This is a genomic window from Nostoc mirabile CHAB5784 (genome assembly GCF_020829645.1).
GTDB classification, from domain to species: Bacteria; Cyanobacteriota; Cyanobacteriia; order Cyanobacteriales; family Nostocaceae; genus Nostoc; species Nostoc mirabile.
Map to the genome: position 1 here is coordinate 370,786 of NZ_JAIVFS010000001.1, position 10,606 is coordinate 381,391.

At 40.7% G+C, this 10,606-nt stretch carries 10 protein-coding genes and 4 pseudogenes; 6 read left to right on the forward strand and 8 right to left on the reverse strand.

What is annotated here, in order from left to right; translation table 11 throughout:
* Positions 1 to 7: 7 nt before the first annotated feature.
* Entirely contained in the window at positions 8 to 166 is a 159-nt protein-coding gene (locus LC653_RS01780; RefSeq protein ID WP_229492305.1) for a hypothetical protein, read from the reverse strand.
* Between LC653_RS01780 and LC653_RS01785 the strand changes: the two genes are divergently transcribed.
* The 4 genes and pseudogenes from LC653_RS01785 (at position 160) to LC653_RS01795 (ending at position 3,187) form a co-directional block, all read left to right on the forward strand.
* Positions 160 to 1,116, forward strand: a complete 957-nt coding sequence (locus LC653_RS01785) for a glycosyltransferase family 2 protein (protein WP_229492306.1) — start codon at positions 160 to 162, stop codon at positions 1,114 to 1,116. The genes LC653_RS01780 and LC653_RS01785 overlap by 7 nt on opposite strands.
* Positions 1,117 to 1,147: 31 nt before the next feature.
* Positions 1,148 to 1,726 carry a hormogonium polysaccharide biosynthesis acetyltransferase HpsU gene (hpsU, locus tag LC653_RS01790; RefSeq protein ID WP_229492307.1) on the forward strand — a complete coding sequence of 193 codons (579 nt, stop codon included), beginning with the start codon at positions 1,148 to 1,150 and terminating at the stop codon, positions 1,724 to 1,726.
* Positions 1,727 to 2,505: 779 nt separating this feature from the next.
* A pseudogene (locus LC653_RS47170) lies at positions 2,506 to 2,616 on the forward strand (colanic acid biosynthesis acetyltransferase WcaF); the annotation flags it as partial.
* A gap of 94 nt (positions 2,617 to 2,710) precedes the next feature.
* Positions 2,711 to 3,187, forward strand: a complete 477-nt coding sequence (locus tag LC653_RS01795; protein ID WP_229492308.1) for a hypothetical protein — start codon at positions 2,711 to 2,713, stop codon at positions 3,185 to 3,187.
* 57 nt (positions 3,188 to 3,244) lie between these two features.
* On the opposite strand, the gene LC653_RS01800 is transcribed toward LC653_RS01795, so the two are convergent.
* From LC653_RS01800 to LC653_RS01820, 5 genes and pseudogenes are all read right to left on the reverse strand, one after another.
* Positions 3,245 to 3,643: a nuclear transport factor 2 family protein gene (locus LC653_RS01800; RefSeq protein ID WP_229492309.1), complete on the reverse strand. Its 399-nt coding sequence runs from the start codon at positions 3,641 to 3,643 to the stop codon at positions 3,245 to 3,247.
* A gap of 39 nt (positions 3,644 to 3,682) precedes the next feature.
* Positions 3,683 to 3,892 (reverse strand): annotated as a pseudogene (locus tag LC653_RS01805) (alcohol dehydrogenase); the annotation flags it as partial.
* Positions 3,893 to 4,323: 431 nt separating this feature from the next.
* Positions 4,324 to 4,437 (reverse strand): annotated as a pseudogene (locus tag LC653_RS01810) (alpha/beta fold hydrolase); the annotation flags it as partial.
* 55 nt (positions 4,438 to 4,492) lie between these two features.
* A complete protein-coding gene (locus LC653_RS01815; protein ID WP_229492310.1) occupies positions 4,493 to 4,792 on the reverse strand; it encodes a protealysin inhibitor emfourin in 300 nt (99 codons plus the stop codon).
* 289 nt (positions 4,793 to 5,081) lie between these two features.
* Positions 5,082 to 6,161: a M4 family metallopeptidase gene (locus tag LC653_RS01820; RefSeq protein ID WP_229492311.1), complete on the reverse strand. Its 1,080-nt coding sequence runs from the start codon at positions 6,159 to 6,161 to the stop codon at positions 5,082 to 5,084.
* 1,048 nt (positions 6,162 to 7,209) lie between these two features.
* Between LC653_RS01820 and LC653_RS01825 the strand changes: the two genes are divergently transcribed.
* Together LC653_RS01825 and LC653_RS01830 are read left to right on the forward strand one after the other, a co-directional pair.
* On the forward strand, positions 7,210 to 8,442 hold the full coding sequence (locus LC653_RS01825; RefSeq protein WP_229492312.1) for a sedoheptulose 7-phosphate cyclase: 1,233 nt from the start codon (positions 7,210 to 7,212) through the stop codon (positions 8,440 to 8,442).
* A gap of 4 nt (positions 8,443 to 8,446) precedes the next feature.
* Positions 8,447 to 9,280: an O-methyltransferase gene (locus LC653_RS01830; protein WP_229492313.1), complete on the forward strand. Its 834-nt coding sequence runs from the start codon at positions 8,447 to 8,449 to the stop codon at positions 9,278 to 9,280.
* Between the two features lie 140 nt (positions 9,281 to 9,420).
* On the opposite strand, the pseudogene LC653_RS01835 reads toward LC653_RS01830, so the two are convergent.
* A pseudogene (locus LC653_RS01835) lies at positions 9,421 to 9,567 on the reverse strand (D-alanine--D-alanine ligase family protein); the annotation flags it as partial.
* Between the two features lie 184 nt (positions 9,568 to 9,751).
* Complete coding sequence (locus LC653_RS01840) at positions 9,752 to 10,315, reverse strand: type ISP restriction/modification enzyme (RefSeq protein ID WP_229492314.1); 564 nt, start codon at positions 10,313 to 10,315, stop codon at positions 9,752 to 9,754.
* Between the last annotated feature and the right edge of the window lie 291 nt (positions 10,316 to 10,606).

Sequence of the window (10,606 nt, forward strand, 5' to 3'; positions counted from 1 at the left end):
TCAGAATTCAGAATGCTTTTCTCTTGGGTATACAATCCGCAATCATATTCAAGTCCATTTTAACTCCTAACTCCTGTACAGACGCGATTAATCGCGTCTCTCCTCCTAACTCCTGTACAGACGCGATTAATCGCGTCTCTCCTCCTAACTCCCAAATATATGTCATCTAAAATACCAGTTTCTGTATTAATTCCGGCAAAAAACGAACAAGCAAACTTGCCTGCTTGCCTTGCTAGCCTCAACAGAGCAGATGAAATATTTGTAGTAGATTCTCAAAGTACTGATAACAGCATTGAAATTGCTAAAAGTCACGGTGTAAATGTCGTACAATTCAACTTCAATGGACGCTGGCCCAAAAAGAAAAATTGGTCTTTAGATAATCTACCTTTTCGTAACGAATGGGTGCTAATTGTAGATTGCGATGAGCGCATCCCTCCCGAACTTTGGGAAGAAATTAGCCAAGCAATTCAAAACAGTGAATATACAGGTTATTATCTCAACCGCCGCGTATTTTTCTTAGGAAAATGGATTCGTTATGGTGGTAAATATCCTGATTGGAATCTACGTTTATTTCAACATAAAAAAGGTCGGTACGAAAATCTAAATACAGAAGATATTCCTAATACTGGTGATAACGAAGTTCACGAACATGTGATTTTGCAGGGCAAAGTTGGGTATCTGAAAAATGATATGCTCCACGAGGACTTCCGCGATCTTTATCACTGGTTAGAACGACACAACCGCTATTCAAACTGGGAAGCCAGCGTTTATTTTAATATTCTCACAGGTAAAGATGATAGCGGCACTATCGGCGCGAATCTATTTGGTGATGCAGTCCAACGAAAGCGCTTTTTGAAAAAAGTGTGGGTACACCTGCCATTTAAACCCATTTTACGGTTTGTTTTATTTTATATTATTCAACGCGGTTTTTTGGATGGCAAAGCCGGATATATTTATGCACGCTTGCTGAGTCAATATGAATATCAAATTGGCGTTAAACTCTACGAATTACGCAACTGTGGTGGTCACTTAAATACTGCAACTACCCCGAAGGAAGGAGATGGGGAGCAGGGGAACAGGGGAGCAGAGGGAAAGCTATTGACCATTGACTCCTAACTAATAACTAATGACCAATGACTAATGACTAATGACTAATGACCCTTTCGTAGATTTACGCAAATATGACCAATCTTGGTTTGATCGGGGGCGTCCAGCTTGGTATATTTTGTTATGGTGGCTTGTACAAGCGATCGCCTTTCCCCTGACTCCTCAACCGTTAAATATTCTGCGTTGTGCTTTGCTACAATTATTTGGCGCTCGTATCGGCGAAGGCGTATTAATTAGGCCCACCGCCCGCTTTACCTACCCTTGGAAAGTTACCATCGGCAACCACAGTTGGATTGGAGATAACGTAGTTTTATATAGCCTCGATCAGATCCACATCGGTGAACACTGCGTAATCTCGCAAAAAAGTTACCTGTGTACTGGTAGTCATGATATCCAAGACCCTGCATTTGGGTTGAAAACAGCGAGTATCACCATTGAGAATGGTGCATGGGTAGCAGCAGATTGTTTCGTTGGACCGGGAGTGCAAATCGGCGCTAATGCTGTGATTGGCGCTCGTAGTAGTGTTTTTACTAATATGCCTTCTGGGCAAGTTTGTTGGGGAAGCCCCTGTCGTCCCAAAACGGTTCGGATAAAACTTGATCCCCCCACAAACCCGTGATTTGAGTGCGTTGCGGGGGTAAATAAGCGCTCGTACAGAAAGTTCCGCGCTTGGCTGAAAACTTTACTAAATATATTTTGTATTAATGAATACTGGTTTAAGTAAGTATCATTTCTACCGTATTTATAGCTTGAAATAACTGCCGCCAAAAGCTATCGGCGGCGTTGTTGAATTTAAGTCAATACGCTTGGGTTAAGGCTAAAACCCTTTGTGAAATCAAATTTTTTAACGTAGACGCAAAGCGGTGAAGCAGCGCGGTCTTCTCCCAAGGGGAGACGATGCCGCGCATAGCGCAGCGTTAGCGAGTCCACGAGCGTCTGGGGGTTTCCCCCATGAGCGACTGCTGTTAGCGCAGCGTTAGCGAGTCCGCGAGCGTCTCGTAGAGAGGTACGAGCGTCACCCGGAGGGCTTGCCGCAGGCTACCACAGAGGCGCAGAGAACACAGAGAGAAGGAAAAAATGCTTAACTGAACTGTATTGGAATTTAAGTAGGACTTACCCACTCAAGCCTGAAAACATGATCCCTCCTAATAAAAAGCAGGGCTGTTTCATTCCATTTCAAACAGGATTTGTCAAGATAATTAGTGGGAAAAATGGTAAGTGAGGGTGACGATGAGATGAACATTTAAGCACTTAAAGATCAGTAAAATAGTTCATTTTATCGGCACGCTGGTAACAAAATAACCAATTTTTAATTGCTAGAACCCTTGATTTTTAAAGCTCTTTCGGGAATGAAACAGCCCTACCTAATAAAAAGGGGGAACTCTAAAGCCCCATTTTGGCGCTCGTAGTACTGTTTTTACTAATATGCCTTCTGGCCAGATTTGTTGTGGAAGTCCTTGTCGTCCAAAGATGACTCGGATAAAACTTGATCCCCCGAAAAACCCGTGATTTTATAGATAAACATAAAATCAAAGTCTCCTCAAGCAAGACGGTAAGTAGCAATGATAGTATATTTTCATGGCTGCTCTAATCCTTGCTATTAATGAACAAACTATTGGATGAAACGCTGTCAATCAAAATTGCTGAAAGTATAAACAGCAGAGCTAGCACTCCGTTTGATAATGCTTACAAAGCAGCATTATCCATTGAGGGAGCAAGATATATTCAGGGATTTTTAGCTTTTGCAGGGAAACCATACAGACCGATTGAACACAGTTGGATTGAAATCGGCGAGGCCTCCGATGTCCGCATTATCGATCCCACATTACCGCATCTAAACAAAAATCCCCGAGAACTCTGGTATTTTGCAGCACAAAGGCTGACCGTTAAAAAACTGAAAGCCATCATTGAAGAATCGAAAGAAGATTATCCAGAAGATAATCCATTACCAATCTATGGTGATCCACCTTATGAATATTACGGTGATGTGATGTTGGGTGGTCAAGAATACTTGGCAGCATATCGAGCCGCAGAGGCTAAATGCAGAGAAATCAACGAACTCAACCCTCAGAATAACTAAGGAGAGTGTATCAAATAATTCGTAATTCGTAATTCGTAATTCGTAATTACGAATTATTTAATAGGATTTCCCATCGCTGCCAAAGTATTCCCTATAGCCGCAAATTTTGTCTCCACGCACATCAAAAGAAACTGCTACCCGATTTTTGTAAGGCTGTCCGAATAAAAGCCCCTCATCCCGAAACTCAAAAACAGCTGTCGTTTCATTGCTCGTAACACGGTCTAGACCAGCCAGTTTCAACCCAGGACTGAATGATTGAGAAACGTACTCGAAAAATTCTCTAGCTCGTTCTTTCCCCACATTCAACCCGTGGAATTTTGCCATAGGAAACCAAAGGGTAAAATCTTCTGTGAGCATATCTAACAACGGTTCCCACTCTCCTGTTGCCATCCCATGCGTCAGATTATCAAATGCCTGCCGAGCAACTTTTAAAGTATTTTCTGAATCTTGTGTCATTCTTACCCCCGACTAGAATATAAACTAATACCGTGTTACTTAAAACCTCACTACCACTTTGCCACAATTCTGGCCAGTGAGAAGATATTCTACAGCGTCGGATATTGACTCTATGCCTTGAAAGTCTTTTGGAGCAACGGCAACTTTGAGTTTGTCTGTGTAGAAAAGATAAAAGATGCGATCGCGTGCCTCTAGCATATATTCTTTATAATGTAACATGAGAAAGTCTCTCACAGAAGCTGCTTTCCACCTCATTAATCACTCTCTCCAGAGGATAAAATCAAATCGTTACTAGACAAAACTTTTAGCCAAAAGATATGTTTATATCTATAATGTTATCAAATAAAGCTCCCAAACCAATTGCTGTCTGAAGTTTAAAAGTTGCTTGAGATTTTTATTTTATCGTAGTGATGGAAGCTGTTTACGGGCGATCGTCCGTGATGGATGTAAAGAAACATTTCTGTTTCTTGAAAGAGCGCTAATCACAAAATTCTTCACAATAAATTCCTATGAGTAACAACAACCTACCTCCTGTTTGGAATAGAGTGGAAAAACATGCAGTGTTTCCAGAGGCAAAGCATGATGAAATCGCTCGCTATAATTTTCTAGCCAATTTGAATCGTTATTTGGCAACAGTTATATCTCCTGGTAACATACTAAGTCAATCAGAAATCGATACCACTACTACGGGGGTTCATATGCAGTAATAACAAAGGCTCTCCCTCACCGCCAATCCGATAAAGAATTTGTCCATCTTCTGTGTCTAAAAAAGCTCGCTTGATTGGTTTATTCATAATACTCTGATAAATTTATAATTTATATCAGCCCTTATTTAACTTCTTTAGCAAATTACCTTTTCTGTGCTATTTTCTGTAACCATTCAATTAGGGGTCTTAAGGTTCCTGACAATGCTGCCTCACTAACAGTCACCGTATGCTGCTTGCCGTTATCTTCTACTGTTAACTTATACTGAAAGCGATCGCTCTGAAGATTTGGCGAAGTAATATGTTCAGGTAGCCTAAATAAATCAGCAACTTCCACCAGTCGGACAAGTGTGCTGGCTTCATTTGGCAAAAGAGTGTCTGTATCAACGGTTGTTTTCTTGGTAATCCCAACAAAGCCGCCCGTGCGTTCAAAGGATATCCGCATTTTTTTGCTCTCCGTTGCGCTACTTAGTTGGGACAAATACAAAAGCTGGGAGATGATAGTTTTCAACTCGTAGTTTAGCAATAACAAGTAATACATCTAGTACTAATTCGTAATTCGTAATTCGTAATTCGTAATTAAGATACCTAGAGAAAGGCTTGATCCAGGCTATTTCTAATACTTTGCTCTGTGCCTTAAACAATACATACTTGGACGATTTGATATAAAACTTAGGTGTTATTAGAAGTTAGAAACTGTGATTTGATTAACTCCTAACTTCTAACTCCTAACTCTAAATAACTCCTACCTTTTGCCAAGCGTTTTGCACAGCTTTTTGCTCATGACTGTCATTACCGTAGAGTTCGCCAGCAACTTGAATGGTGACGTTGGCAGCTTTTTTAAAATCTGCTTTAGCACGCAAGCGATCGCGTAAACTTATGTACCATATTTTACCAACTGTTTCCCAGGCATAGCCACCAATCTCAACAGCCGCTAGATAAAAGGCATGGTTAGGAATTCCTGAGTTGATATGAACCCCAGCGTTATCTTCAACACCAGTATATTTATCTTTCATGTGACCTGGTTGGGGATCTTTACCCAATACTGGGTCATTGTATGCTGTTCCCGGTGCTTTGAGCGATCGCAGGGCAACACCTTTGACAGTCGCTACTAAAAGACCTTCGCCAATGAGCCAATCTGCCTCTTGTGCAGTCTGATTTTTGCTCTTTTGTTTCACTAAGGAACCGAAGACATCAGAAAACGATTCATTCAGTGCCCCAGGTTCACCATAATACTGTAAACCTGCTTCATGCTGGGTTATACCATGAACTAGCTCATGTCCAATAACATCAATTGACTTCGTGAAGCATTGAAATATTTCTCCGTCGCCATCACCATAAACCATTTGGTCACCGTTCCAAAAGGCATTGTCATATTTAACGCCATAATGCACGGTGGAGTCTAAACGTAGTCCTTTGTCGTCAATGGAATTGCGATCAAATATCTCATAAAACAATTCATAAGTAGCACCAGCAGCATCGTAGGCTTCATTAACTGCTGCATCACTACTGGGAGGATCTCCCTCACCACGCACTAGTGTACCAGGAAGTTGCTGGCCATATTTTGCATCGTAGATAGTGCGCCGCTTTTCACCCGGAGAAGGTGCAAATGAGACATTACCTACAACATCTCTCCGTCCACGAAGCTGTGCCGAAACATTTAAAGTATGAAAAGCCCAACTACGCTGCTGGGGGTTGCCATTTACAACGACATTTTCCAGCATGTGGGGCGGGATAATACAACAAATAGGGCATCTAGAGTCAAGTGGATACTCATACTTGAACCCGGCTGATTTCTTTTTATTTCGAGCCATCCAAGATATTCTCCTTTTAAAATTAAGTATTGGCAAACAAAGGAGCAGAAAAACGAATCCGAATCGCGTATTCCTGGTTTGTTTTCTGAAAATATTTTTCTACTCTGTATTTTCGGATAGGTCTGTGGAGGATGGATAGTACCGTCACGGGTACTTCTGATGTGGAAATATTGCATAAAAACACAATACTTTTGCCAGAAGACATGTATTACATTTTATGTTATTTCCCAACAAGTCATCTATTAATTTAGGCTGAAATCCCATAAATTTAAACGAAAAAGCCAACTTAACTCTTTTTTAAGATTTGTAAAGATAATATTGCTCATGTATTGAGTTAAACTTATATGTGTAATTAATAACTCTAATAAATTAAAATATTGGGTTTTCAAAAGTTACTGACGTTGGTATATTAAATACTGAACAGAAAGTTAACTAAAACAAATTAGAAGTCCACTGCGATTCTGAGTAAAACAGAGTGTAGCAAGTTTAGCGATAAAAGGTTCGAGACTAATGCTAAAAAACAGCGAACTGAAGGTTAATCAGGGCTGTAATCTTAAATGGAAGCCCGGAGATAAACTATTGATCCAGTTTTATCTGTTAGAAATTTTGCGAATTAAAACAGTTGTAACTCTATATCCATAACTATAGATATAGCAGGTTCATCGTGAAGTTAATCTGCATTCAGGTTCATTTCCTACAAGTTTATACTGGAGTTAATCTAAATTAAGGTTAACTTACTGAATTTAGGTCAACAATCCCAAAAGAGCGCAAATGTTATGCCAAGATTTTTGGATGGGACTAGTTGATTAGTCTTGAGGCTATCTAAAATTAGATGTTAGTTTAAAACAGAATTTATCTAAGTACATGGACTTGTGGAGTAACATCGCAAGCCATCAATATAAATGAGCTTTTCTAGTGAAAGCGGGCTTTAGAGTGCCTTTAATTTACGGCGACTAAGAGCATCATTTGTTATTGCCATGCACTAGGTTAAATCGAAAATATCGCCTGAATTCTCACAAATTTTTCAGTTCTATCAAGGTCAACAATAATGAGTAATGTTCAAGCATCGTTTCAAGCAACGGAAGCTGAATTTCGCGTGGAAGGTTACGAAAAAATTGAGTTTAGTCTTGTCTATGTAAACGGCGCATTTGATATCAGTAACAGAGAAATTGCAGACAGTTATGAGAAGTTTGGCCGCTGTCTGACTGTGATTGATGCCAATGTCAATAGGCTATACGGCAAACAAATCAAGTCATATTTTAAACACTATGACATTGATCTAACTGTAGTTCCCATTGTGATTACCGAGCCTACTAAAACTCTTGCAACCTTTGAACAAATTGTTGACGCTTTTTCTGACTTTGGCTTAATCCGTAAAGAACCAGTGTTAGTAGTGGGTGGTGGTTTAATCACTGATGTAGCTGGGTTTGCGTGTGCTTCTTACCGCCGCAAGAGTAACTACATTCGCGTTCCTACAACACTGATTGGTTTGATTGATGCAGGTGTAGCGATTAAGGTTGCAGTCAACCATCGCAAGTTAAAAAATCGCTTGGGAGCGTATCATGCTCCTTTGAAAGTTATCCTTGATTTCTCCTTTTTGCAAACATTACCAACGGCTCAAGTTCGTAATGGCATGGCAGAGTTGGTCAAAATTGCAGTCGTTGCGAACTCTGAAGTTTTTGAAATGCTGGATGAGTATGGTGAAGAACTGCTGCATACTCACTTTGGATATGTGAATGGCACAAGTGAACTGAAAGCGATCGCTCACAAACTCAATTACGAGGCAATTAAAACTATGCTGGAGTTGGAGACTCCTAATTTGCATGAGTTAGACCTCGATCGCGTCATTGCCTACGGCCACACTTGGAGTCCTACCTTAGAGTTAGCTCCGATGATACCGTTGTTTCACGGCCATGCAGTCAATATAGACATGGCTTTGTCTGCAACCATTGCTGCAAGACGTGGCTACATTACATCAGGAGAACGCGATCGCATTTTGGGCTTGATGAGTCGTGTGGGTTTATCAATCGATCATCCTTTACTAGATAGCGATTTGCTCTGGTATGCTACCCAATCTATTAGCTTAACGCGAGACGGCAAACAACGCGCAGCTATGCCAAAACCCATTGGTGAGTGCTTCTTTGTCAACGATTTCACCCGTGAAGAATTAGATGCAGCTTTAGCTGAACACAAACGTCTGTGTGCTACATATCCTCGTGGCGGAGATGGGATTGACGCTTACATAGAAACTCAAGAAGAATCCAAACTATTGGGAGTGTGAAAACATGACCAGTATTTTAGGACGAGATACCGCTAGACCGATAACCCCACACAGCATTCTGGTAGCGCAGTTACAAAAAACCCTCAGAATGGCAGAAGAAAGCAATATACCTTTAGAGATATTGACTTCTCTGCAGCAAGGGTTGCAATTAGCAGCAGGTTTAGATCCCTACCTGGATGATTGCACTACCCCCGAATCGGCCGCATTGACAGCACTAGCGCAGAAGACCAGCAAAGAAGACTGGAGTAAACGCTTCAGTGATGGTGAAACAGTGCGTCAACTAGAGCAGGAAATGCTCTCAGGACATCTTGAAGGACAGACATTAAAGATGTTTGTGCATTTGACCAAGGCCAAGTGCATCCTAGAAGTGGGAATGTTCACAGGATATTCAGCTTTGGCAATGGCGGAGGCGTTACCAGCCGATGGACGACTCATTGCTTGTGAGGTAGACTCCTATGTGGCTGAATTTGCTCAAACTTGCTTTCAGGAGTCTCCCCACGGTGACAAGATTTTTGTAGAAGTAGCACCTGCACTAGAGACACTGCACAAGCTGGCGGCTAAAAAAGAATCGTTTGATCTGATCTTCATTGATGCCGATAAAAAGGAGTACGTAGAGTACTTCCAAATTATCTTGGATAGCCACTTACTGGCTGCCAACGGGTTAATCTGCGTAGATAATACTTTGTTGCAGGGACAAGTTTACTTACCATCAGAACAACGTACTGCCAATGGTGAGGCGATCGCTCAATTCAACCGCATAGTCGCCGCAGATCCTCGTGTAGAGCAAGTTCTATTACCGATCCGAGATGGTATAACCCTGATTAGACGCTTGGTGTAACAGGCGCTTCTCAATTCAAGGCATCACAAAAAGGCGATTTGATAGCGGTTCTTTACCCGGTAGGAGGGGCGCACAGTTAATACAGTTAATTGTGCGCCCCTACAAAAGACCGCATTCCACGCAAAGGAAAAACTTATGCCATCGGGTGTAATGTATGCAATCTGAAAGTTATAAAGCGATGAATCTGTTGTTGCTGCCAAACAGTCTTGGGCGTAAAGGCGTGATAAATCACAGTAAAAATCGTTGTGTGCAGACCCAACTAAATGAAGGATATTAAGTACTGGCATGATTCATCTTCCTAGCTACTGTTATAACTAGAGTTTAGTAGTTCATGAAGTTGTAGTACAGTATCACCTTTAAATTGTGACAAGTTCAAATTTATGCAATTTTAACCTCTATCGCCCTGCTGAAGCGGCAATTGATATAACATTTTAGTAGTGATTAGTCTGTTCCCCAAAAATCACGAATCGATTACAATACCTCAATCTGTTGAATAATCTGCATTGTTTCCACGCTGACGGTGCAGACTCTTTGTAGTAAATCTATCACTTGTTCTTTGTAATCTGCAAAGCGATATGTATTGAATTTTTCGGCAATTGTAGGGTCTTTAGGTTTCTTTTCTTTGTATTGATCTAAAATCCATTCTAAAGCACAACGGTTGCCAAGGCGATATTCCCAAGCAATTTTGGGGACACCTTCTAAAGTTGTGACATCATCTAAAATAATGCTTCCATTGGCTGCATCAGCTTTGAGTTTTGCCTTTGGTGTCCTATTTGTAGCGAGAGATAAATCAATTCGTTTTAAAGGATAGGGTTCGACAGTTTCATAATTGATGTGCAAATCCATCAACTGTTTACCCCAGTTAACCCATTGGTGAAAGTCATCATAGAAGGGTAAGCGGGGAAATTCTCGTTTCAGATTAAGTTCGTATTTGGTGCGATAGGCGGGATTGTGCAAGACGGCGTAGGTGTAGTGGAAAATATCTAATTTGGTAATTGTCGAGTCCTTATAATAGTCCGTCGAATGTTCTAGCATCAATAAAAGATGAATTAGTAATAAATGCTAAAATTCCATTGTGACTTAATCTATCAGTTGCCCAGCGCATAAAACGAGTATACATATCATAAACAACAATGTTATTTTGAGCTTTACTGTATTTGACGTAAGTATTTTTTATTGAATTATCTATTCCTTTATAATAACTGGAGTTTAGACTAAGCTATACAAAATGACCCAGCAGGGCTGAGTTAATCAGAGACTTAGCAAAAGTATGAATAATCTAAGGTATTAAACAGCAACAGATGCTTCTTTACGTGGTGGAGTTAC

Excerpts from the sequence above, each read along its gene's own strand:
- LC653_RS01830 (WP_229492313.1), top strand. The coding sequence starts at position 8,447 with ATGACCAGTATTTTAGGACGAGATACCGCTAGACCGATAACCCCACAC.
- LC653_RS01820 (WP_229492311.1), bottom strand. The coding sequence starts at position 6,161 with ATGGCTCGAAATAAAAAGAAATCAGCCGGGTTCAAGTATGAGTATCCA.
- LC653_RS01795 (WP_229492308.1), top strand. The coding sequence starts at position 2,711 with ATGAACAAACTATTGGATGAAACGCTGTCAATCAAAATTGCTGAAAGT.
- LC653_RS01800 (WP_229492309.1), bottom strand. The coding sequence starts at position 3,643 with ATGACACAAGATTCAGAAAATACTTTAAAAGTTGCTCGGCAGGCATTT.
- LC653_RS01840 (WP_229492314.1), bottom strand. The coding sequence starts at position 10,315 with ATGCTAGAACATTCGACGGACTATTATAAGGACTCGACAATTACCAAA.
- LC653_RS01785 (WP_229492306.1), top strand. The coding sequence starts at position 160 with ATGTCATCTAAAATACCAGTTTCTGTATTAATTCCGGCAAAAAACGAA.
- hpsU (WP_229492307.1), top strand. The coding sequence starts at position 1,148 with ATGACTAATGACCCTTTCGTAGATTTACGCAAATATGACCAATCTTGG.
- LC653_RS01825 (WP_229492312.1), top strand. The coding sequence starts at position 7,210 with ATGAGTAATGTTCAAGCATCGTTTCAAGCAACGGAAGCTGAATTTCGC.
- LC653_RS01780 (WP_229492305.1), bottom strand. The coding sequence starts at position 166 with ATGACATATATTTGGGAGTTAGGAGGAGAGACGCGATTAATCGCGTCT.
- LC653_RS01815 (WP_229492310.1), bottom strand. The coding sequence starts at position 4,792 with ATGCGGATATCCTTTGAACGCACGGGCGGCTTTGTTGGGATTACCAAG.